Source organism: Acidimicrobiales bacterium (assembly GCA_022452145.1).
In the GTDB taxonomy this organism is placed as follows: Bacteria; Actinomycetota; Acidimicrobiia; order Acidimicrobiales; family MedAcidi-G1; genus UBA9410.
In genome coordinates this window covers 1-21,436 of record JAKURY010000007.1, presented here as the reverse complement: position 1 = coordinate 21,436, position 21,436 = coordinate 1, and the positions used below count along the sequence as shown (strand labels likewise).

The 21,436-nt window shown below is 68.0% G+C and carries 30 protein-coding genes; 17 read left to right on the top strand and 13 right to left on the bottom strand.

The window, feature by feature from the left end; all coding sequences use genetic code 11:
* The first annotated feature begins 11 nt into the window (after positions 1–11).
* The 6 genes from coxB to serS all read left to right on the top strand — a co-directional run bounded on the left by coxB (position 12) and on the right by serS (position 6,413).
* Positions 12–1,193 (top strand): cytochrome c oxidase subunit II, encoded by a 1,182-nt coding sequence (gene coxB / locus MK177_03830; protein ID MCH2426446.1) that lies wholly within the window; start codon positions 12–14, stop codon positions 1,191–1,193.
* The gene (gene ctaD / locus MK177_03825; protein ID MCH2426445.1) at positions 1,193–3,187 is read left to right on the top strand and encodes a cytochrome c oxidase subunit I; all 1,995 of its coding nucleotides are present in this window, start codon (positions 1,193–1,195) and stop codon (positions 3,185–3,187) included. The genes coxB and ctaD overlap by 1 nt, the downstream gene beginning before the upstream one ends.
* On the top strand, positions 3,180–3,785 hold the full coding sequence (locus MK177_03820) for a heme-copper oxidase subunit III (protein MCH2426444.1): 606 nt from the start codon (positions 3,180–3,182) through the stop codon (positions 3,783–3,785). The genes ctaD and MK177_03820 overlap by 8 nt, the downstream gene beginning before the upstream one ends.
* Before the next feature lie 16 nt (positions 3,786–3,801).
* Positions 3,802–4,137: a cytochrome C oxidase subunit IV family protein gene (locus MK177_03815; GenBank protein MCH2426443.1), complete on the top strand. Its 336-nt coding sequence runs from the start codon at positions 3,802–3,804 to the stop codon at positions 4,135–4,137.
* Positions 4,138–4,211: 74 nt separating this feature from the next.
* Positions 4,212–5,102: a cytochrome c oxidase assembly protein gene (locus MK177_03810; protein ID MCH2426442.1), complete on the top strand. Its 891-nt coding sequence runs from the start codon at positions 4,212–4,214 to the stop codon at positions 5,100–5,102.
* A 30-nt stretch (positions 5,103–5,132) separates the two neighbouring features.
* Complete coding sequence (serS, locus tag MK177_03805; protein ID MCH2426441.1) at positions 5,133–6,413, top strand: serine--tRNA ligase; 1,281 nt, start codon at positions 5,133–5,135, stop codon at positions 6,411–6,413.
* An 83-nt stretch (positions 6,414–6,496) separates the two neighbouring features.
* Here the strand turns inward: serS and MK177_03800 are convergent, their stop codons facing one another.
* Positions 6,497–6,826 (bottom strand): CrcB family protein, encoded by a 330-nt coding sequence (locus tag MK177_03800; protein MCH2426440.1) that lies wholly within the window; start codon positions 6,824–6,826, stop codon positions 6,497–6,499.
* Positions 6,820–7,194, bottom strand: a complete 375-nt coding sequence (gene crcB / locus MK177_03795) for a fluoride efflux transporter CrcB (GenBank protein ID MCH2426439.1) — start codon at positions 7,192–7,194, stop codon at positions 6,820–6,822. The genes MK177_03800 and crcB overlap by 7 nt, the downstream gene beginning before the upstream one ends.
* Positions 7,195–7,270: 76 nt before the next feature.
* On the opposite strand from crcB, the gene pdxH reads away from it, so the two are divergent.
* On the top strand, positions 7,271–7,906 hold the full coding sequence (pdxH, locus tag MK177_03790) for a pyridoxamine 5'-phosphate oxidase (GenBank protein ID MCH2426438.1): 636 nt from the start codon (positions 7,271–7,273) through the stop codon (positions 7,904–7,906).
* Here pdxH and MK177_03785 read toward each other — a convergent pair.
* The 7 genes from MK177_03785 to orn form a co-directional block, all read right to left on the bottom strand.
* On the bottom strand, positions 7,903–8,580 hold the full coding sequence (locus tag MK177_03785; protein ID MCH2426437.1) for a poly-gamma-glutamate hydrolase family protein: 678 nt from the start codon (positions 8,578–8,580) through the stop codon (positions 7,903–7,905). The two genes, pdxH and MK177_03785, sit on opposite strands and share 4 nt — an antisense overlap.
* Positions 8,577–9,677: a hypothetical protein gene (locus MK177_03780; GenBank protein ID MCH2426436.1), complete on the bottom strand. Its 1,101-nt coding sequence runs from the start codon at positions 9,675–9,677 to the stop codon at positions 8,577–8,579. Before MK177_03780 ends, MK177_03785 begins: the two co-directional genes overlap by 4 nt.
* Before the next feature lie 25 nt (positions 9,678–9,702).
* The gene (locus MK177_03775) at positions 9,703–10,209 is read right to left on the bottom strand and encodes a TlpA family protein disulfide reductase (protein ID MCH2426435.1); all 507 of its coding nucleotides are present in this window, start codon (positions 10,207–10,209) and stop codon (positions 9,703–9,705) included.
* Positions 10,210–10,364: 155 nt separating this feature from the next.
* Positions 10,365–10,700 carry a WhiB family transcriptional regulator gene (locus MK177_03770; protein MCH2426434.1) on the bottom strand — a complete coding sequence of 112 codons (336 nt, stop codon included), beginning with the start codon at positions 10,698–10,700 and terminating at the stop codon, positions 10,365–10,367.
* A 129-nt stretch (positions 10,701–10,829) separates the two neighbouring features.
* On the bottom strand, positions 10,830–11,015 hold the full coding sequence (locus tag MK177_03765; protein ID MCH2426433.1) for a hypothetical protein: 186 nt from the start codon (positions 11,013–11,015) through the stop codon (positions 10,830–10,832).
* Positions 11,016–11,144: 129 nt separating this feature from the next.
* Positions 11,145–12,242 (bottom strand): MBL fold metallo-hydrolase, encoded by a 1,098-nt coding sequence (locus MK177_03760; GenBank protein ID MCH2426432.1) that lies wholly within the window; start codon positions 12,240–12,242, stop codon positions 11,145–11,147.
* Positions 12,243–12,287: 45 nt separating this feature from the next.
* Positions 12,288–12,830 carry an oligoribonuclease gene (gene orn, locus MK177_03755; GenBank protein ID MCH2426431.1) on the bottom strand — a complete coding sequence of 181 codons (543 nt, stop codon included), beginning with the start codon at positions 12,828–12,830 and terminating at the stop codon, positions 12,288–12,290.
* A gap of 51 nt (positions 12,831–12,881) precedes the next feature.
* Between orn and dut the strand changes: the two genes are divergently transcribed.
* Positions 12,882–13,319 carry a dUTP diphosphatase gene (gene dut / locus MK177_03750; protein ID MCH2426430.1) on the top strand — a complete coding sequence of 146 codons (438 nt, stop codon included), beginning with the start codon at positions 12,882–12,884 and terminating at the stop codon, positions 13,317–13,319.
* Between the two features lie 15 nt (positions 13,320–13,334).
* Positions 13,335–13,988, top strand: coding sequence for a class I SAM-dependent methyltransferase (locus MK177_03745; protein ID MCH2426429.1), 654 nt, complete (start codon positions 13,335–13,337; stop codon positions 13,986–13,988).
* A gap of 9 nt (positions 13,989–13,997) precedes the next feature.
* Here the strand turns inward: MK177_03745 and MK177_03740 are convergent, their stop codons facing one another.
* A complete protein-coding gene (locus tag MK177_03740) occupies positions 13,998–14,276 on the bottom strand; it encodes a hypothetical protein (protein ID MCH2426428.1) in 279 nt (92 codons plus the stop codon).
* 97 nt (positions 14,277–14,373) lie between these two features.
* On the opposite strand from MK177_03740, the gene MK177_03735 reads away from it, so the two are divergent.
* Together MK177_03735 and MK177_03730 are read left to right on the top strand one after the other, a co-directional pair.
* Positions 14,374–14,913, top strand: coding sequence for a DUF4031 domain-containing protein (locus tag MK177_03735; GenBank protein MCH2426427.1), 540 nt, complete (start codon positions 14,374–14,376; stop codon positions 14,911–14,913).
* Entirely contained in the window at positions 14,910–15,422 is a 513-nt protein-coding gene (locus tag MK177_03730; GenBank protein ID MCH2426426.1) for a hypothetical protein, read from the top strand. The genes MK177_03735 and MK177_03730 overlap by 4 nt, the downstream gene beginning before the upstream one ends.
* A gap of 35 nt (positions 15,423–15,457) precedes the next feature.
* Here the strand turns inward: MK177_03730 and MK177_03725 are convergent, their stop codons facing one another.
* Positions 15,458–16,195, bottom strand: a complete 738-nt coding sequence (locus tag MK177_03725; GenBank protein ID MCH2426425.1) for a hypothetical protein — start codon at positions 16,193–16,195, stop codon at positions 15,458–15,460.
* A 9-nt stretch (positions 16,196–16,204) separates the two neighbouring features.
* Complete coding sequence (locus MK177_03720) at positions 16,205–16,450, bottom strand: hypothetical protein (GenBank protein MCH2426424.1); 246 nt, start codon at positions 16,448–16,450, stop codon at positions 16,205–16,207.
* A gap of 37 nt (positions 16,451–16,487) precedes the next feature.
* Between MK177_03720 and MK177_03715 the strand changes: the two genes are divergently transcribed.
* From MK177_03715 to MK177_03695, 5 genes are all read left to right on the top strand, one after another.
* Positions 16,488–17,468, top strand: coding sequence for a hypothetical protein (locus tag MK177_03715; protein MCH2426423.1), 981 nt, complete (start codon positions 16,488–16,490; stop codon positions 17,466–17,468).
* 12 nt (positions 17,469–17,480) lie between these two features.
* Positions 17,481–17,921 (top strand): nucleoside deaminase, encoded by a 441-nt coding sequence (locus tag MK177_03710; GenBank protein MCH2426422.1) that lies wholly within the window; start codon positions 17,481–17,483, stop codon positions 17,919–17,921.
* A gap of 323 nt (positions 17,922–18,244) precedes the next feature.
* Positions 18,245–18,448: a hypothetical protein gene (locus MK177_03705; protein ID MCH2426421.1), complete on the top strand. Its 204-nt coding sequence runs from the start codon at positions 18,245–18,247 to the stop codon at positions 18,446–18,448.
* 50 nt (positions 18,449–18,498) lie between these two features.
* On the top strand, positions 18,499–19,443 hold the full coding sequence (locus MK177_03700; protein ID MCH2426420.1) for a DMT family transporter: 945 nt from the start codon (positions 18,499–18,501) through the stop codon (positions 19,441–19,443).
* A gap of 149 nt (positions 19,444–19,592) precedes the next feature.
* Positions 19,593–19,760, top strand: a complete 168-nt coding sequence (locus MK177_03695; GenBank protein ID MCH2426419.1) for a hypothetical protein — start codon at positions 19,593–19,595, stop codon at positions 19,758–19,760.
* An 11-nt stretch (positions 19,761–19,771) separates the two neighbouring features.
* On the opposite strand, the gene MK177_03690 is transcribed toward MK177_03695, so the two are convergent.
* The gene (locus MK177_03690; protein ID MCH2426418.1) at positions 19,772–20,779 is read right to left on the bottom strand and encodes a BMP family ABC transporter substrate-binding protein; all 1,008 of its coding nucleotides are present in this window, start codon (positions 20,777–20,779) and stop codon (positions 19,772–19,774) included.
* 58 nt (positions 20,780–20,837) lie between these two features.
* On the opposite strand from MK177_03690, the gene MK177_03685 reads away from it, so the two are divergent.
* Positions 20,838–21,158: a hypothetical protein gene (locus MK177_03685; GenBank protein ID MCH2426417.1), complete on the top strand. Its 321-nt coding sequence runs from the start codon at positions 20,838–20,840 to the stop codon at positions 21,156–21,158.
* Positions 21,159–21,436: the final 278 nt, after the last annotated feature.

Sequence of the window (21,436 nt, the reverse complement as noted above, 5' to 3'; positions counted from 1 at the left end):
AGCTTCTGAGAATGGTGCGCCTGACCGCCCTCGCCGGTGGTGTCCTGCTGACGCTGAACGGTTGCGCGTCCGATGCCCCGCTCGACACCCTCGAACCGCAGGGCCCGATCTCCCGGTCGATCGACTCGCTGTCTGATCCGATCTTCCTGGTTGCCGGCATTGTTTTCGTCCTCATCTTCGGCGCCACCGCGGTCATCTGGTGGAAGTTCCGTGACGACCACAGCACCGAGGAGTTCCCACACCAGCTCCACGGCAACTTCCGGGTCGAGATCGCCTGGACCATCGGTCCGGCGGTGATCATGGCGGTCATCGCGGTCTTCGCGCTGGTCAGCCACTTCGACCTGAACAGCGAGGACCGTCGGGACATCGTGCTCCTCGTCGACGGCGAGCAGACATCCTGGGACCCGGAGATCGTGGTCGTCGGGCAGCAGTGGTGGTGGGAGTTCCGCTACTACTTCGACGGCCTGGACGGCGTGGACCTCAGCGATCCCCGCCACCTCCCGCCGGCCGACATCGTCACCGCCAACCAGATGGTGATTCCCACCGGTTCTGAGATAGGCCTGTCGATCACCAGCCGGGACGTGATCCACAGCTTCTGGATCCCGGCGCTGAACGGCAAGCGCGACGCCGTACCCCGCCGGGTCTCCCCCTGGAAGATCGAGGCCGACGTGCCCGGCTTCTACTTCGGCCAGTGCACGGAGTTCTGCGGCCTCAGCCACGCCCGGATGCGCATGCAGACCGTGGCGATGACCCCGGCGGACTTCCAGGTCTGGGTCGATGAGCAGATGCAGCCGGGCGTCGAGCCGACGGATGCCGCGGCGCTGCGGGGCATGGCGGTGTTCGAGGGCCAGTGCGCCCGGTGCCACGCGGTCAACGGCGTCTACACCAAGGCGACTGAGGTGGGCGCTGACCTGGTGGCCAATGCGGCGCCCAACCTGACCCACTTGATGAGCCGCACTACCTTCGCCGGCGGCATCTTCGACCTGTACGAGCCGGACGGGTCGCTGAACCGGACCCAGCTGGAGGCCTGGCTGCGCAACGCGCCGGCCGAGAAGCCCGCCTACGCCGAGGGCCGCCGGGGCATGCCTGCCATGGGGCTCAGCGAGGGCCAGATAGATGACGTGGTCGCCTACCTCCAGACCCTGGGGGCGAGGCCCGACATGGGCGTCATCGCCGCGACGGAGGTCGAGTGATGAGCTATACGAAGGAACTCGAGGCGCCCGCCCGGCCGCTCGGTGTCTATACCCGGCCTAAGGGCAACACCGGGTGGCGTGACTGGATCACCACGATCGACCACAAGAAGATTGGCATCCTCTACGGCGCTACGGCCATGGTGTTCTTCGGAATCGGCGGCCTGGAGGCCCTGCTGATCCGACTGCAGCTGGCTACGCCCAACGGCACGGTGCTGGGTGCGGACACCTACAACCGGGTGTTCACCATGCACGGCCTGACCATGGTCTTCATGGTGATCATGCCGTTGGCAGCGGCGTTCGCTAACTACCTCCTGCCCTTGCAGATCGGTGCCCGCGACGTGGCGTTCCCCCGCCTGAACGCGCTCTCGTTCTGGGTCTTCCTGGCCGGCGGCCTGTTTTTGAACATGGCGTGGCTCCTGGGCGACGCCCCCGACGGCGGCTGGTTCGCCTACGCGCCCAACACCGGGGTGATCTTTTCCCCCGGCCACGGTATGGACTACTACGCCATCGGGCTCCAGATCATGGGAATCGCGTCGCTGGTCTCGGCCATGAACCTGATCGTGACCGTGCTCAACATGCGGGCACCCGGCATGACGCTGTTCAAGATGCCGGTGCTGACCTGGATGATCCTGGTCGTCCAGTTCCTGCTGCTGTTCGCCGTGCCGGTCATCACGGTGGCGCTGTTCCTGCTCATGTTCGACCGCAACTTCGGGGCCAACTTCTTCAATCCGGAGATGGGCGCCGATCCTCTCCTGTGGCAGCACCTCTTCTGGATCTTCGGCCACCCTGAGGTGTACATCCTGATCCTGCCGAGCTTCGGCATCGTCAGCGAGGTCATCCCGACGTTTTCCCGCAAGCCCCTCTTCGGCTACCCGTTCATGGTCTTTTCGGGCATCGCCATCGGCTTCATGGGCTGGGGCGTGTGGGCCCACCACATGTTCGTGTCCGGGATCGGACCGATCTCGGTAGCGGCCTTCTCGGTCTCGACGATGTTCATCGCCGTACCCACCGGGGTGAAGATCCTGAACTGGCTGGCCACCATGTGGGGTGGCAGGATCAGGTTCACCACGGCGATGCTGTTTGCCACGGGAGTGGTCTCAATGTTCACCGTCGGTGGTCTGTCGGGCGTTACCCACTCGCTGGCTCCGGCCGACACCCAGCAGACGGACACCTACTACATCGTCGCCCACTTCCACTACGTGATCTTCGGTGGTTCCCTCCTCGGCATCTTCGCCGGCTTCTACTTCTGGTGGCCGAAGGCGTTCGGCCACCTGCTGGGCGAGAAGTTGGGCAAGTGGAACTTCTGGCTGATGCTCATCGGCTTCAACATGACCTTCGGCCCGATGCACATCCTGGGCCTGCAGGGGATGTCCCGCCGGATCGACTCCTACAGCCCAGGGTTCGGCTTCGAGTTCTGGAACATGTTCGCCTCGATCGGCGCGTTCATCATCACCGCGGGCGTCCTGATGTTCGTCATCAACGTCGTCGCCTCGGCCCGCCGGGCCAGGCACGAGCCACCGGTCGGTCCCGACCCGTGGGATGCCCGCAGCCTGGAGTGGTTCACGCCGAACCCGACGCCGGTCCACAACTTCGACGAGCTCATCCAGGTCGAATCGCTGGACGAGTTCTGGCACCGCAAGTACGGCGAGGACGAGGACGGTCGGGTGGTCCGCGTGGCGTCGGCCGAGGAGGTCTGCCAGGACGGTTCGGCGACCGACGTCCACCTGCCCTCACCGTCCTACTGGCCGATAATCCTGGCGGCAGGATTTCCGTTCATCGGCTTCGGGCTCATGTACACGCTGTGGCTCTGCGTGCCGGGAGCCGTGCTGATGCTGATGGCAATCTACGGCTGGATCTTTGAACCGACCGACGATCCGGACGGACCCCAGGGTCATCACGACGACCCGTCCGGTTCGGATCCCGGCGAGGACGTCCCATCCGAGGGCGCGTCCGACACCGCCCTGGAGACCGCTGAGGAGGCCCCCGTTGGCTGAAGCCACTGCCGTGGACCACGGCCACGGGACGGGCACCGGCCTGTCCAACAACAAGTTGCTCATGTGGGTGTTCCTGGGATCGGAATGCATGCTCTTCGGCGGCCTGATCTCGACCTACCTGATCTACCGCAGCCGCTTCGCCGAGGGTCCGGCGCCCGGTGACATCTTCGACATCCCGTTCACGTCGGTCAGTTCGTTTGTGCTGCTCATGAGCTCGCTGACCATGGTGCTGGCGCTGTCAGCGCTGCAGCGTGGCGACATACGGAACAACCGGGTCTGGCTCCTGGCCACGGCGCTGCTCGGTTCCCTGTTCATCGGCGGCCAGGTCTACGAGTTCACCACCTTCGTCAGGGAGGGCCTCGGCTACACGACCAGCCCGTTCTCCTCGGCCTTCTTCACGCTGACCGGCTTCCACGGCGTGCACGTGAGCCTCGGCATCGTGATGCTGGTGTCGCTGCTCATCTCGTCATTCCGGGGAACCCTCACGAGGGAGCGTTCGGAGACGGTCGAGATCGTCGGCCTGTACTGGCACTTCGTCGACGTGGTGTGGATCTTCATCTTCACCGTCATCTACCTGGTGCCATCGCCCACCAGCTGATCCGGGAGCCGACCCCATGAGCACCGCCACCGAGAACGTCGCCACCCACGACACCGAACACGACGCCGGACACGACCACCCGACGGACGCCAGGTACATCCGGGTGGCGATCATCCTGGGCGTCGTGACCGCGCTGGAGGTCGCGACCTACTTCTTCAACATCCCCGGAGCGGTCCTCATACCCGCGCTCTTGGCGATGATGGTCTTCAAGTTCTTCTACGTGGCTGCCTGGTTCATGCACCTGCGGTTCGACAGCCCGATGTTCACGAAGTTCTTCGTGACAGGCCTTGTGCTGGCGACAGCCGTTTACTGCATAACCCTCACCGTCTTCGAGTTCTGGACCAAGGGCTGACATGACCCGTCGCCGTCCGGCGGCGGACGGTCGTCGGCCTCCGGAGCGACGGCCTCCGGAGCAAGGGTGATCACGTGTCCGGCGATGTGATCCCGGTGCTGGCGGCCATTGATCCGTGGCGGTGGCAGGCCCACCCCGAGGTCTGGTTCCTGGTGCTGGCGATCCTGGCCTTGGGTTGGTGGGCGACCCGCGTCATCGGGCCGAGGGTCGTGCCCGTAGGCCAGCCGGTGGTCACGTCGTTCCAGAGGAGGGCATTCGTGGTCGCCACGATCCTCCTGCTGGCGTCGGCCGACTGGCCCGTGCACGACATCGCCGAGGCGCACCTCTACGCCGTGCACATGGTCCAGCACCTGATGATCACCTTCATCGTGCCACCCCTCTACCTGCTGGCCGTGCCGGCCTGGCTTGTCCGCCTGCTGGTGCTAGAGGGGGGCGTCGGCTCGCGGGTGCTCCGTCGCATGGCCCATCCGGTGGTGGCCGGCGTGGCGTTCAACGGGCTGGTCGCCCTCACCCACTGGAGCGGCGTGGTGCAGCTCTCGTTCGACTCGGGGGCCTTCCACTACTCGCTCCACCTGACCCTGTTCGGCCTGGCGTTGCTGATGTGGGTGCCGGTGGCCTCACCGCTGCCCGAGCTGCGGATCTCGGTGCCGGGCCAGATGATCTACCTGTTCCTGATGTCGATCATCCCGACCATCCCCGCGGCCTGGCTGACCTTCGCAGAGGGCGTCGTCTACAAGCACTACGACGACGGCTTCGAGATGTGGGGGGTCTCGGTCCAGTCCGACCAGCAGGCAGCCGGCCTCATCATGAAGCTCCTGGGCGGCTTCTACCTGTGGGGGATCATCGTGGTGAAGTTCATCGGGTACTCGCGGATCCACCATCGGGAGAACCAGAAGATGCGTCCGGCCGACGGCAGGCACCTGGACCTGCATCGGCGCAGCGCCGACCCCGAACCGGTCGAGTAGCGGTACGACGGTCCCGCTAGGTTCGGGGCCGTGATCGACATCCGGCTGCTCCGTACCGATCCCGATGCGGTCAAGGGGGCCATCGCCCGTCGTGGGGAGGACACCTCGAGCCTGGATCGGGCCGTCGAGCTCGATGCCCGGCAGCGTGGCCTGGCCGAGGAGCGGGACCGGGTACGAAGCGAGGTGAACACCATCTCGAAGGAGGTGGGCGGGCTCCACCGTGACGGCAGAGCGGACGAGGCGGCCGAACTCCAGGCGAGAAGTCGGGCGCTCGGCGACCGGGAGGATGCCCTGGCCGCCGAAGCCGACGGGCTGGCCGCAGAGATCCGGGAGATCCTGCTCAGGGTGCCGAACGTCCCGTCACCCGACTGTCCAGACGGTGCCGGCGAGGTCGACAATGTCATCACCCGGTACGAGCACTGGGACGAGGACGCCTACAGCGAGCACCAACGGGTGCCCCACTGGGAGGTCGGCGAGCAGTTGGGGATCCTGGACGTGGAGCGGGGGACCAAGCTCTCCGGCTCCATGTTCGTGATGTACACGGGCATGGGGGCCACCCTCTGCAGGGCGCTCGTCCAGTACGGCCTGGACCGCAACGCCGACGCCTACCGCGAGATGCGACCACCCACGCTGGTCAAGACGGCGACCATGGTGTCGACCGGGCACCTGCCCAAGTTCGAGGACGACGCCTACCACCTGGAACGTGACGACCTGTGGGCCATTCCGACCGCCGAGGTACCGCTCACGTCGTTCTGTCGTGACGAGGTGCTCGACGAGGCCGACTTGCCCATGAAGCTCATGGCTCATACGTCGTGCTTCCGGCGTGAGGCCGGTTCGGCGGGCCGTGACACCCGAGGCCTGCTGCGGGTCCACGAGTTCGACAAGGTCGAGCTCCTCGCCTATGCCACCGAGGAGCAGTCCCCCGAGGTCCACGCCGACATCCTGGCCCGGGCTGAGGCGGCCATCACCGACCTGGGCCTGTCCTACCGGGTCCTGGACCTCTGCGCCGGTGACCTGGGGGGCTCGTCTGCGCGGACCTTCGACCTGGAGGTATACGCCCCGGGTGTCGACCAGTGGCTGGAGGTCTCGTCGGTCTCCTGGTTCAGCGACTACCAGGCCCGGCGGGCGAACGTGCGTTACCGGCCGGCAGAAGGCAGGGGCACGCAGGTGGTCAACACGCTGAACGGCTCCGGCCTGGCCGTGCCCCGGGTGTGGGCGGCCGTGGTCGAGACCCATCGCCAGCCCGACGGCACGGTCGCCGTGCCAGAGGTCCTCCAGGGGTACATGCGGGGCGCCACCCACATCGGGTGACCCGGGGTTCGTAGGGAGGCCGGGCCTGTTGGGGCGGGCTTCCTGAACGGGAGCTTCCTGAACCGGGGTTCAGGATCCGGGGTTCAGGAACCGATCGCCAGCCCGATCGTCGCTGCGGCCAGGCCCAGGACCACAGTGGTCGCTACGTGGCCGACGGCCCGCCACGGGCTGTTGGCTGCCAGCGCCAGGGTGTCGGAGGCGAACGTCGAGAAGGTGGTCATGGCGCCGAGCCCACCTGTGCCAACGACCACGGTGACCGGCGCAGATACCCCGGCGAGCAGGCCGAGGAGGAGGGAGCCGGCCACGTTCACCAGGAGGGTTCCACGGTGGCCCCCAGGCCGGCGATCGGCGGCGAGGAAGCGGACGGCGGCGCCCACGCCGGCCAGCCCGATGAAGGCGCCGGCGGTCAGCACGTGGCGCTTACGATCCGTGCGCCCGCCGTCCGTCCGATGACCGCTGCGGCCAGGCCCCCCACCACCGAGCACAGGACGTAGGCGACGGCGAGGACCGTGTCGTCGGCCCGCACCAGCTGAGCGGCCTCGACGGAGAACGTGGAGAAGGTGGTGAGGCCGCCGCACAGCCCGGTTCCGAGCAGCAGCCGGGTCGACAGTGGGACGTCCCGTCCGATGAGCAGGCCGAGGGCGGCGCAACCCACCAGGTTGACCAGCAGGACAGGCCACGGGAAGGTCGCCTCCCCGGTGGCGTCCAGCACCACCCAGCGCAGGGAGGCTCCCACCGCTCCTCCGAGCGCGACGTTGACGATCGGCGGTACCCGGAACATGGCCCGCACCCTAGGGCCGCGCCTCGTCGAGCCTCAGGTGTTTGCCGGGCCCGGTGGTGACGTGTTGACTTCCCGGATGGACCTCAGCCGGGTGCGCGAGACCTATGAGACCGCGGGCCTCGACGAGGCCGACCTGGCCGCCGACCCGGTGGCCCAGTTCCATCGCTGGTTCGGCGAGGTGGAGGCGGCCGGCTACTGGGAGCCCAATGCCACGATCCTCAGCACGGTCACCGCCGAGGGCTGGCCGTCGGCCCGCAACGTGCTCCTAAAGCGGATAGACGACCGGGGCTTCGTGTTCTTCACCAACTACACGAGCGACAAGGCCGTGGAGTTGGATTCCACGGGCCGTGCGGCGCTCACGTTCAGCTGGACGGAGCTGCGGCGCCAGGTGCGCGTGGTCGGGACCGCCCGGAGGTTGTCCGACGACGAATCCGACGACTACTGGACGACACGCCCGCGGGGCAGCCAGTTGGGAGCCTGGGCTTCGGACCAGAGCGCCGTGGTCCCCGACCGGTCGGTCCTTGAGCGGGCGTTTGCAGCGGCCGACGAGCGGTGGGCCGGCCGGGACGTGGAGCGCCCAGACCACTGGGGCGGATTCCGGGTGCGCCCCGACTCGGTGGAGTTCTGGCAGGGTCGACCGGATCGCCTGCACGACCGGTTGCGGTACCGCCGGCGCGGCGACGGTTGGACCGTCGAGCGTCGCGCTCCCTAGGAGACGGGACCGGTTCCTTCCGGCGGGTCCACGAGCGCGGCCGCCAGGCCGTCGATCAGGAGGTCCAGGTGTTCGGAGCGGGGCGTGTCGGCGTGGTCGGACCAGTCCCGGTGGTCACGGTTCCAACGGATACTGGGCGGCAGCTCGACCTGTACCCCACCACCCGGAGGTCGGTTCACCGGGTTCTCCGGGTGCATCCCCCGAAGGGTGTGGGGCATGGCGTGCACGTCGTCGACCACCCGGTAGTGCTCGGGCAGCGTGCCTCGGAGGTGGCCGGCCACGTGGTGGGCCAGCCGACGGTTGGCGCCGCCGACGAGTACGGCCCAGAAGTCGTCGTGGCGGCCGTATCCGTGGATCGACATCACCGTGTCGACCCTGTCGAGGAAGGCGTCCAGCCTGTCGGAGACGCCGGAGGTGAAGCGGGTGGACGGGAGGTGCCGCCGGGAGCCGTCCGACTGGACCAGGGCGTACAGGGACGAACCCGTGCGGGCGGCGACCTCCCGGGCGACCACCTCGGTGACCCGCTCAAGGCCGCCGCCGTGGAGGGCACAGACCCCGACCCTTGAACGGATCTCCAACTCCTCGGACACGCCGCCCAGGGCCAGGAGCTCGGTCAGGCTCCCGATGGGCGTGACGGCGACGGGCTCGGTGGCATCGGGGGTGACCCGGGTCATCGTCTGCGTCCGGCCAGGAAGCCCCGCAGGATCCCGTAGGCGATGAGGGCCACCACGAGGGTGGCGACCAGCTCTAACGGGGTGGCCCAGCGCCAGGGCCGGTCCACCCAGTTGGGTATCCGGGCCGGCCAGTCCAGCAACAGGCGCCCGACCGGTACGACCACCAGGTTCCCGCGGTGGAACAGCCCCTCGGCCACCAGCCACGCACCGAGGAGGGTGATCCATGTGTTGCGCCGGGTAGCGGCGGCCAGGGCCGGGCTGATGCCCCATACCATGAGGGTGGCCACCACCAGCCAGAGGGCCAGGCCGAGCCGTAGGCCACCGATCCCGGCTGCCCAGTTGGTGAGGTGGGACTGAAGGTCGGTGACCGCGTCCACGATTCTGTTGGACGGAACCGACGGGTTCCGGAGGATGCGGATCTCGTAGATGCCGTAGACGATCAGGTAGGCGCCACCCAGCATGAGGGCCACGGCGCTGATGCGGTCCACGTGGGGGAGCAGCCGGCGCAGGTGGCGGGCCATCCCACCGCGGGCGATGGCCAGAGAGAGGGTCAGCGAGGTGACGACGGCCGCCATTCCGGCCGCGTAGGCGAGATAGACGGCGATGCCATCCACGATGCCGTCCCGACCGAAGCTCCCCGCCACGTGCAACAGGAAGATGGGGGCCGCACAGCCGACCGAGACCACGGCGTACGAGATGCCGAAGCCCAGGACGGACCAGGCCTCCCGACTGCTTGGTCCCCGCCCGGGCTTGAAGAACGGGATCCTGAGCTGGCGGCCGGTGAGCAGGGCGAGCCCGTAGGGCACGAACAGCATGCCCAGCACGACGGTCACCCACGGCGTCCTGGAGGCGACGGCCTCCTCGCTGACGATCGAGTTGACGGCGAGGCCCAGGGCCCCGAACACCAGCACGAAGGCCGCGGTGAGGATGAGGCTGACCGACAGTCCCCGGATGACCTGCTCGGGTCGGGCTTCACGGTCGGCGGTGTCCCGGCCCAGGAAGTATCCGAGCCAGGTGGGGAGCATGGCAAAACCGCATGGGTTGACGGCGGTCACGATGCCGAGGGTGAACGGAACGGCCAGTCCGACGCTGATCACGTTCGGCTCCGGTACCAGGATCGTTTCACGAGAGGTGCTCCAGGATCGCTGCGGCGAGGTCCGTGGCGTCGAGGCGGCCGTGGTGGACGTGGGCCAGGGCGCCGCCCGAGTCGATGAAGGCGGTCACCGGTAGCCCTACGGCGCCGAGCGCCACGGTGAACCCACCCTCGGGGTCGCGGCCCTGAAGGTAGGTGATGCCGAGTTCGGTGACCAGTCGGGCGGACCTTGTGGGTGAGTCGCTGACGTTGATTCCCAGGAAGCGGACGTCACGGCCGTGGGACTCGTGCATGGTCTGGAGGTCGGGCATCTCCTCCAGGCATGGCGTGCACCAGGTGGCCCACAGGTTGACGACGATCGGCCTGCCGTCGATGGCCACAAGGTCGGCCAGGGTCGTAGTGGATCCGTCCCACAGCTCGAATGCCATCGTGGTCACCGGGTCGCCGGAGGCTGCTCCGGTGCCTCCATCGGATGAACCACAGCCGCCCAGGATGACGGACCCGGCCAGGATGGCGCCGCTGAGTCGTCGGGTCACGACGCCAGACCGTAGTCGGAGCCCGGATTGGTGCCCACGGGCCGGGGCTCGCCTAGGCGTCACCCCGGCCCGTGCTTCTGGCGATCCGTGTGTCACAGCTCCGCCGGTCCGGTGGGGGGTCGGACCGGCGGAGCTGCGTCCGCTGGAGGGGCGGTTCAGGCCGAGAGCAGTTCCTGTTGGAGGCGCACGGGTATCGGCACCACCGGGAGCTGGTCTTCGGGGCGCGGCACCTTGGAGGGTCGTCCTCGACGCCGCTTGGTGGTCAGGATGTGTCCGTTGCGGAAGAGCTGTCCGCCCCACACGCCCCATGGCTCGCCACGCCTGATGGCACCCTCGAGGCACGACTCCATCACGGGGCAGTCGGCGCAGATGAGCTTGGACTGGGCGATGTCGCCCAGGTCGTCGGAGAAGAAGACACCCGTGGGGACGCCCAGGCGGGCGCAGGCGGCCTGTTGGCGCCAGGTCTCCCGTTCGTACGTCAGTGCCTGCATGGTCCTGCTGCTTTCTCTCTGTTGGTTGTGGTCTGTCCCTATGGGACGCCGGTAGGTCGGTGGGCTGAAAAACGGAGAAGGCCGCCGGATTTCTCCGGCGGCCTCGGGGGTTTGTCTGCGTTCAGCTGATCAGCTGTTCGCTCCCCGGGGCCGCTGGTGGATGGTCCAGAAACCGGTGGTCCGGAACACGGTCTTCGTCGACGCCGGATAGGCGACGTTCATCGACGTGTCCGGCTTCACGGACAGATGTGCACGCGACGAGAACACGTGCGCGCCGGCCGAATGGCCGTGACGGTTGCAGTGGAGCTCGTTCATCGTGGGTCTGTTTCCGTGGGTTCCTGTGCTCGTCGGGCGGCTGATTCCACCCGGCCGGACGTCCATACTACGGGTGTCCGGACGGCCATCACTCTCCTCGGCCGGGTGCCCACCCGTCAAACGATTAAATCAGTGAGTCCGATATATGGTCTGACCTGCGACTTCGTCACGGGTCGCCCTGCCAAGGATTCGTAGGTGCTCGAGGTGGGCGTAGGTCTCGCTGGCTGCCATGTCACCCCACGAGCGTTCCTTGAAGAGACGTCGCATGAACGACTCCACCGTGCCATCGCCGAGGTCGTCGCCGGCCTCCCGGATCGTTTCCAGACGGTCCTCGTGGTGGCCGAGGATGGCATCCACCCGGCCTCCCACGTCGGTGAAGGGATGACCGTGGGCCGGCAGGACGTTGCTCACCCCCGGCAGCTCCTTCATGCGCTCCAGGGACCGGAAGAAGGTGGCCAGGGGGTCGTCCATGGGGCCGATTCCGCCGATGTGCGGGGTGATCGTGGGCAGCACGTGGTCGCCGGATAACAGCAGTCCGTCAGCCGGGTCGAAGAGGCAGAGGTGGTCGTGCGTGTGTCCGGGGGTGTGGATGGTCAGCCAGGTCCGCCTGCCGAGGCTGATCTCCTCGCCGTCGTCGACGGTGACCGAGGGCTCTGGAACCATCCAGGACCGGGAGCCGCCGGTGACGTCCATCTCCGACCACTTGCGGAGTTCGGCTGCCGAAGGCGGCGTCCGGGTCGCTCCCCACGGGGTGGGTCGGTTCATCGTGGAGCGCAACCTCTCGATGTGCTCGTCGTCGGCCAGGTCCAGCTCGTCGGCGCCGAGGTCCTCGGTGAGGTCGGCGTCGACCCACACCGACCGGAAGTCGGCATGCGTCAGGACCCGGGTGCCGTGGTCGTCGCGCAGCCGGTGGACGCCTCCGAAGTGGTCCGGGTGGCTGTGTGTCACCACGGCGGTGTGGACGTGCCCGTAGCGGGCACCGACCTGGGCGAGGCGGTCGCCGAGGGCCTCCCATGAATCCGCACTGGGTAGGCCGGGGTCGACGACGGTGAAGCCGTCCGAGTCCTCGAGTGCGTAGCAGTTGACGTGGCCCAGCCCCGGCATCGATATGGGGAGCTGGAACCGGTAGAGCCCGGGCGCCACCTCGGTCACGTCGGGCGACGCATCCTCCTGCTCCTGGCGGACGGGCCTGGTGGGTCCCCCGTCGGGAGCGGTCGCCTCGGTCACTGCGCCACCCTAGGAGGGAGTGCATCCCGCGGCCGAAGCGGCTGGTCAGTCGGCCGGCTTTGGGAACAGGTGCTGCCTGTAGTGCCGAAGTTCGGCTACGGACTCACGGATGTCGTCCAGGGCTCGGTGGCCGCCGGACTTCTCGGGCGCCGACTTGAGGGCCTCCGGGTTCCAGCGTCGGGCCAGTTCCTTGATGGTCGAGACGTCGATCGACCGGTAGTGGAGGAACTCCTCGACCTCGGGGAGCCATTGGGCCAGGAACCGTCGGTCGGTGCCGATTGAGTTGCCACACAACGGCACGGTGCCCGGTTCGCCCAGGTGCTCCCGCAGGAACGCCAGCGTCGCCTCGCCGGCCTCGGCCAGCGTGGTGCTGGAGGCTGCGATGGCCTCCAGCAGGCCGCTCTTCGTGTGCATCGCCCGGACGTACTCGCCCATGCGGTCGAGCACCTCGGGTGGCTGGTGGACCACCAGGGCGGGGCCCTCGGCGATGATCTCCAGGTCGTCGTCGGTCACGAGCGTGGCGATCTCGACGATCACGTCGGAGCCCGGGTCCAGCCCGGTCATCTCGAGGTCAATCCATGCCAGCACGTCGCCGAGCCTACGGCCTCGGGTCGGATGCTCCCGGCTAGGGTCGCCGCCGTGCTGGAGATCCCCCTTGTCCGACTCGTCGCGGACCTTCCCCTACCCGCATACGCCAGGTCCGGTGACGCCGGTGCCGACCTGGTGGCCGCCGAGGACGTCACGCTGGCCCCCGGTGGCGGGCGGGCGCTGGTTCCGACCGGGGCGGCCGTCGCCATCCCCGACGGCTATGCGGGGTTCGTGCAGCCCCGCAGCGGGCTGGCGTTGAGGCACGGGGTGACCTGCCTGAACACCCCCGGCCTGATCGACTCCGGCTATCGGGGGGAGCTGAAGGTGCTGCTCGTCAACACGGACCCCACCGAACCGTTCGAGGTGGTGCGAGGCGAGCGCATAGCCCAGCTGGTCATCCAACGGGTCGAGGAGTGCCGGTTCGTGGAGGTCGACGAGTTGCCGGTGTCCGACCGCGGCGAGGGCGGCTTCGGTTCCACCGGTCGTTGAGCGGCGCCGGGTCAGATGTCCACTGGAGCCATCGAGTACCTCCCGCCGGTCGCCGGGCTCGACGAGGGGACCCGGGGCACGGTCGTCAACCACCGCATGCGCGAGGTGACCGAGCAGGTCGCCCACCGGGGCACCTGGAACGGCGAGGTGCTGGGCGAGGTGCGGGCGCTGTTCGACTCCCTTGCCCCCGGGTGGACGGCCACCCGCGACCATCCCGGAAGGAACGCGCCGCTGCTGGACGCCCTGGACCGGGGACGGGTCGAGGGCCGGACGGTCGTCGAGTTGGGTGCTGGAACCTGCATCTCGGCCCGGGACCTGGTTGGACGGTTCGACCGCTACGTGGCCGCCGACCTGTCCCCGATGATGCTCGCCCACGCCGTGGACGGGGCGCCGCCACTGCTGTGTGCAGACGCATCGCGCCTGCCGCTGGCCGACGGCGTGGTCGACGTGTTCGTCCTCCAGAACATGCTGCTGTTCCCGGCCGAGGTGGACCGTTGCCTTGGCGCTGTCGGAGCGGTGGTGTGGGTCAACAGCCGGGGGTCCGAGACGCCGATCCACCTGTCGACCGGGGACGTGGTCGCCTCGCTCGAGGCTGCCTCCGGCTCGGGGTGGCGCGCCATTGCCTCGGCGGTGGGCGAGGCTACGTGGGCCGTGGTCCGTCGGGCCTGATCGCCCTGCTCAACTCCGCGGCGAGCTGATCCGGATGGTGCGACCGTCCCCGGTCAGGTCGACGGCCACCTCGGCATCCGTGACCCGGAACTCGACCACCACCTCGGACCCGGCGGCGGCCAGCTTCGTGGCTGTCTCGTGGACTGACGTGGCCAGGTCTCCGACGTCACCCGGGTCGATGCGGTGGATCCGGAGGAGGGCGGCCAGGCCCACCCGGGGAAGATCGGCGAAGTCCAGGGACGCTGGGAGGCGCAGCGTGATGGTGTCCTGCTGGTCGACCCGCGCCATGCGCCGGAGTCTCCCACCCCGACCCGGACGGCGCGGGGTCAGGCTGACGGGCAGGTGCGTCTGGCGGCGACGGGTCGACGTAGGTCAACATGGTCCCATGGCCGTGCTGGTCGACGAGGCCGTATGGCCATGGCGGGGTGCCCGGTGGGCCCACCTGGTGAGCGACGTGAGCATTGCCGAGCTCCATGGGTTCGCCGACCGCCTGGGCCTTCGCCGGATGTCCTTCCAGGGCGACCACTACGACGTGCCGGAGGCTGTGAGGGCCGAGGCGTTGGCGATGGGGGCCGAGGCGGTCCGCGGACGCGACCTGATGCGGCGCCTACGGGGGGCCGGGTTGCGCCTGGCGCTCGCCGACCGTCCGGGTCGTTGGGAGGAGGTCGGCCGTTGGGAGGGCGGCGGGTTGTCGCCGGAGGTCGGGCTGGTGGTGCCCGACCTCCTGGGCTGGGCCTTCCAGGCGGTAGTGGCCGAGTGGACCACGGCCGTGACGGCGGCGTTCCGACGATCCGCGGAGTCGGCCCTGGTGGTGGAGGACCATGCCGGCGTGTCGCTCGTCCGGTCGTTGCCGGACGGAGTCGAATCGCGCCGCCACGGCGACCGGATGGTCGAGTTGCTCGTCGTGCACGGTGGCGGGTCGTGACCGGCCGGCGACTTCCCCTGGCGGTGCTGGCCTGGACCCTGGTGGTGGCGGGCTGTGGTGATGACGGACCGGCGGTCCAGACGGTGCCCGTCGCTGGGGCGCCGACCACGTCGACCGCGGTTCCGGAGCCGGACATCGTGACCACCGGCTGGGTACAGGTCGGCGAGCTGACGTTCGACCTGGCCTTCACCTGTTATGCACCCGGGCCCGGCGACGTGGTGGCGATCGGGGTGGGGGAGCATCCGGAGAGCGGCCAGCACGTGGAGGCGCTCATCCAGGGGTTCCTGGGCCAGCCCTATGTGGGTGTGACCGTCGGGGGGTCGGTGCGCTACGAGGCCACGTTGGACGGACCGTTGGAGGTGTTCGTCCATGATGGCACGATCAGCGCCGGGGCAATCGAGTGGACCCGGGGCCTGGACCTGGGGTCAGGGCGGGGGGAGCGGGTCGGGTACGGGGCGGTCTTCGTGAGCTGCGAGGACTACGTACACGACCTGCCCGAGGGCTACTGAGCGGGTCCGGTGGGTTGCCCCGGGATGCAGGTCGTTCAGGAGGACGGGCAGCCGCCGAGTTCCTCTGCCCAGGGGAGGCGGCCGGCCCAGAGGCGGATGACCTGCACGCCGTTGGTGAGGAACATCACCCTGTAGGTGGCGTCGGCCACGTCCTTGGGGACGTAGGCGAGCAGGTTTCCCGAACCGTCGGGGAGCGGGGTCGTGTGGATGCGCTCCCCGAACATCTCGCGGATGCGGTCCTCGGTGTTGCCGATGCCTGCCCCCGAGCGGGTGGTGATGGTGCGGGTGTCGACGTCGACCCGTTCGACGGTTCCGGCCACCACCCAGAACGTGAGGCCGGCCTGGCCGTCGTCAGGCGTAACCAGATAGCAGTGCCCGATCGGGGTGACCGGGGTGAACCGGCTGCCGGCTGCCACCTGGGCGTCGTGGACGGTCATACCGAACATGATCCGGTCGATGCCGACGGTGCTGACCGACGAGGTGGCGTCCAGCGTCGCTACGCCCAGGTCGCTGATGGGTGGCAGGGTGCCGATCGGCTTGGGCGGGATGGTGGCGGCCGGGACTGTGGAACTCGTCGTGGTCACGGCCACGAGGGTGGGCTCAGCGTCGTCAGCCTCCGTGGCGGCCGGCTCCGCGGTGGTTCCAGGCGCCACCGTCGTGGAGGGGACCGCCACAACGGTCGGGGCCTGAGGCCCGGTAGCGCCGCCCAGCCCGAAGAACAGCACGGCGACCACCGTGGCGATCGCCAGGAATCCGACGAGCAGGTTTCGCATCGCCTCAGGCTATTCGGAGGCCAGCGGGGGCCCGTGTCGGGGTCGCTGCCTGTCGGTGCCCGCGATGTGGTGCACTGGCACCATGCGGTGCCTGGTAGTTGCCGGAGTCCTGGCGTTGGTCGCCGGGGGGTGTGGTTCGGCCGAGGAGGCGTCACCGGAGACCACGGTGGCGGTAACCACAACCACCGCTGCGGCGCCGGATCCGACCACCGGCACGACGACCACGAGCACTACGACGTCCACGACGACGACCACCACGACCCTTCCTCCGGGTCCCACGGCGATCCAGTGCGTGGGTGACCTTCCGATCGGGCTGCGCGTCGGACAGGTCCTGCTCCCGGTCGTGGACCAGGCCGGGCTGGTCGTCATCGCCGACCTGGCCGGGCGGGGCCTGGTCGCAGGTGCGGTGGTCATCGGCTCGCCGGGAGACGGGTTCCCGGCAGCGGTCGCCGCGGTGCAGGAAGCCTCGGCCACCGGGCCGGTGGTCATAGCCGTGGACGAGGAGGGAGGCACCGTCCAGCGCTTCGGCGCGCTCCTGGGCGAGCTTCCGTCGGCGGCCGAGATGGGTGCGATGCCGATCGGTGACGTACGGGAGCTGGCCCGTGAGCGGGCGGTAGCCATCGCCACCCTCGGTGTCACGGTCAACCTGGCGCCAGTCCTGGACGTGGGGTCAGGCCCGGGAATCGGTACCCGTTCGTTCTCTGACAATCCGATGGTGGTGTCCACCCACGGGCTGGCGTTCGCCGAGGGAATTCTGGACGGCGGGCTGGTGCCGGTGGCCAAGCACTTCCCGGGGCATGGCCGGGCCAACGCCGACAGCCACGAGGAGACGGCCACCACCCCGCCACTCGACGACCTGCGCCTCGTGGACCTTCTGCCGTTCGGCGTCCTACCGGATGGCGCCGCGGTCATGGTCGGACACCTCGTCGTGCCCGGCCTGACCGACGGCGTGCCCTCTTCGTTGTCGGCAGCGGCGGTGACTGGAATCCTGCGCGACGAGCTCGGATTCGACGGCGTGGTCATCACCGACGACCTCTCCATGGGTGCCGTGGCCCAGATGATCGACGTCCCGACGGCGGCACGCCTGGCCCTGATCGCCGGGGCCGACCTGCTGATGGTCGGTCCCCATGAGAATGTGGTCCCTGCCGCCTGGAGCCTGATGGTCGCCCTCGACGACGGGTCACTGGACGAGCGCTGGCTGGACGAGGCAGTCGAACGCGTCCTGGCGATGCGAGGCGTGGACCCGTGCGCCCTCGTCGACCCGGAAGGCTGAGAGGCTGCACGCGTGACCGACACCTTCTTCCAGGCGGCTATCGACGAAGCGCGGATCGGGCTCGCCGAGGGCGGCGTGCCCATCGGTTCGGTCCTGGTGATCGACGGGGAGGTCATCGGGCGGGGGCACAACCAGCGGGTGCAGCGCTGGTCGGTGGTGCTCCACGCTGAGATGGCGGCGCTGGAGGATGCCGGGCGGCTGACAGCCGCCGACTACCGACGATCGGTGCTCTACTCGACGCTCTCGCCGTGCTCGATGTGCACCGGCGCCGTGCTGCTCTACGGCATCCCGAGGGTGGTGGTCGGGGAGAACCGGACGTTTCAGGGTCCTGAGGAGCTCCTCCGGGACCAGGGCGTCGTCGTCGAGGTCGTGGACGATCCCGTGTGCGTAGACCTCATGACCACCTTCATCGCCGAGCACCCGGACCTCTGGAACGAGGACATCGGCGAGTAGGGCGGAGACCACCGGCCGGTCGTGGGTCGCCCGGGGCTCGAACCCGGCACCTGAGGATTAAAAGATCGCCCGGCGTTGATTCTGCTGGTTTCCGCAATTCCAGCCGACCCCTGTATTCGTTGGGATAGCAGCGAAGTCCACGGGTTGGCCCGCGTCCACGGTTCCGCTCCTGCCGGGACTTTTCGACGGGATGGGAAAACGCGTGGAAAGCCTGGCGACAAACAGCCCTGCCAGAACGGACTAGGTCAGTCGTCCTCGCTCTTCTTAAATGGAAGGTCCGCAGACTCCGCCACGACCCAGCCGTCGAGCTTCAGGCCAGCGACATGGGTGGGACCGTCACCGAGGGCTCCACCGCCGTGTCTGGCACGGCCGAGGTCGTCGACGGTGATGCCTACCGGGAAGTTCGCACCGCCATACGGCGAAAGTACGGAATCCAGTATGTCGGCACCTGGTTGGCCAGTGCCGTGGGACGACTCCTTGGAAGGAAACCCAACGGGGACTGTGCCGTGATCGTCACGCTCGACTGACCACCGAGGTGTTTTGGCAGGGCTGCTGGTCGGCCCGTAGCGTGGATGGCGTGGACCGAGTGCTCACCCGCTTCCAGGGGTCGATGTTGGTCCTGGCTGCGGGGACCACCTTCAGTCTCGGACCGCTGACCTTCCGCGCTCTGCTGGAGGCCGACGCCTGGCAGTACCTGTTCTACAGGAGCTTCTCGGCCGCTGTGGTCGCCACGCTGACCATCATGGTTCTCGGTCGGAATCCGATCCGTTCGATCGTCGAAGCAGGCCCTTGGCAAGCGTTGGCTGGCCTGGTCCTAGGAAGTTGCTTTGTCCTGTTCATCCTGTCGCTCAGCCGGGCCACTGCTGCGTTCGTCCTGTTGTTGCAGTGCACCAGCCCGTTCGTCGCGGCGATCCTTGGTCGTGTGTTCCTCCGGGAGAGGGTCCGACGGGACACGGTGGCAGCCATGCTCGTGGCGTCGATCGGTGTGGTGATCATGGTGGAAGGAGGGCTTGATGGCGGTGATCGCCTCGGGATTCTGTTCTCTCTCCTGCTTCCGGTCGGCCTGGGCGGATACGTGGTCCTGATCCGTAGTTCCCCGGCCCGGGACCCGGGGGTTCCGACTGTGGTCGGGGGCTTCGTGGTTGCCGTGGTGGCTGGCCTGGTGTCACTGGTTGGGCCGGGCCTCGACCTGCCGATCCGGGACGTGGCTATGGGTTGTATCGCCGGGGGACTACTGATCGGTTTGGGCACACCGGTGTTCAACTACGCCCATCGGTTCGTGCCCCCTGCGGAGACCTCTTTGCTCCTGATCGCTGAGGTCGTGCTGGCGCCGCTCTGGTTGTGGGCCTGGCCCGGCGAGGTTCCGGCGACTAGCACTCTGGTAGGGGGCGGGGTGGCTCTGTCCGCCGTGGCATGGCTGACCGTCCGGACTGCGCTCCGGGAAGGTTCTACTCGTCTCCGATGGTCGCATGGCCTCCACGCCGGCGCAGTAGCCGCTGAGCCCAATCACCCCGACCGGTAGCGTCAGGATCGTATGAGCACCCGAGTTGATTTCCTGATCCGTTGAGTGGTACGCCCCCCGACGCACGAGACCTATTCCACACTTTGAAATGACCTCCCGCATGGCGGTGGAGGTGCACACCCAGTGCATCAACACCCATGGGGGATGGTATGGAAACTTCAGCAGCGATCTACGTACGCCGCTCGGCGATAGACGACCGGGAGGGCGACAACCGCAGCCTTGGCGCTCAGGAGACTGAGTGCCGGGCCTGGGCCGAACGTGAGTGCCTAACCCGTCTGGACAAGGTCTTCACAGGGGCGGTCGACGCGTTGGCCTGAAGGTCGGGTCCCTACGAGGCCGGGACCTCGCCGGTCCAAAGGGCCCCGGTGAGGTCGGCCAGCATCGACTTGAGATCGTCGGATGGCCAAAAGGTCCGATTAGGGACTCCCGTCTTGTGGGCGCCCCAGAGGTTGAAGAAGTGCAGGCCGACTGGTCCGACGTGACCACCGGATGGGGTGCCTCCGAGGAGGAACTCCTGGTTGATGAGGGCCAGCGTGGAGTAGGAGCGCTCGCTCTCGTATTCGGCCGGCAGGTCCAGCGCCTCCTCGTAATGCTTGATGTGAGACGGCCGACCCGGGCGCCAGTACATGCTGTGGAATTCGTTGGGCAGTTTCAAGACGCTGGTGAGCAGACACCGCCGGGCCTTGATCACCTGAAGCCAATCGTCGGCCTCTGCGCCAATGCATAGTGCTCCGTTTCGGGCGTTGTACCCCGTTCCGGCCACCTCCACCAGCACTCCGCGCCCGCTTCCGCTCCCGGGTCCGAACACGACGTCGGCGCCGCCATCGAGGGCTTCACGGGCCGCGGTCGCTCCCCAGTCGGCGTCCGGTTCCCCTCTGTCGCCCGGGTGGACGATCGAGAGGACCTCGACGTCGGGATCGACGTGGGCAACCCCGTTGGTGAAGCCGGTGCCGTAGGCGACCGACGAGGGTTCGGTGCCCGAATCCAACACCACGGCGACGATCTCGGTCACGGTCGCCGACGCGGCGAGTGCTCCGACGAGGAACCCTGCACGATCCTCGGGGAAGACCAGCCCGGCCAGATTCGGGAGTTCCTCGCCGTGGTGCTGGTCGATGCCGATGAAGTCGACATCGGGATGCCGACGGGCACTGGCCGTCGTCGCCTCGCCCATTTCGGCTCCGATGGTGACGATGAGGTCACAGCGCGCGTCGGCGAAGCCGTCGATCAGGGCCACGTGGTCACCCGCTTCCCGAGAAGCGGCGGATGCGGTGGTGGCGCCACCTCCGTCCGGCATGAGGGATCTCTGGATTTCCCGGCGCTGCCGCTCGAGGGACATCCAGGTTTCGTGGTTGAGCCACTCGTACCTGCGGCCCGCGGGGGCGGTCACGAGGCACATGTCCCAGGTCGAATCAGACGTCCAGGTCGGCTCGGATGTGGCGGTTGATACAGCGGTGGTGGTCGGCTCGGATGTGGTGGTTGGTGCCGCGGTGGTGGTTGGTGCCGCGGTGGTGGTGGTATCCACGGTGGTGGTCGGCGTCACCGAGGACTCGGATTGCAACGCCGTGTCGGTCGTCGCCCCTCCGCACCCAGCCAGAAGACCTCCAGCAACGATGATCCCGACGAACCTCTTCATCACAACAGGTTTTCACAGTGGGATGATCACATTCTCTGATCATCTGCAGGCCGCGTACAGGCCGCGAGACCTTGTGAATTGACACAAACCGGCTGGTAGCGGGCACCCTGTCACAGGCGACAGTTACGCTCTCTGTATGGACCTTCTCCAGATCAATTCTCTTTCTCCTGAAGATCAGGTTGTGGCACAACCCACTGGCTTTGCCGGCGTTTCGGCAGCCGGATCTGAGGAGTGGGCCGTCTTCCAACGAAAGAGATCCGCCATCGGGCGGAACCTTCGGAAGGAAGGCCTATGCCACACGTCATCTCACACAAGGAGCCCCGTCGAGCCAAGATGCTCGACTTGGCAAACAAGTCAGTC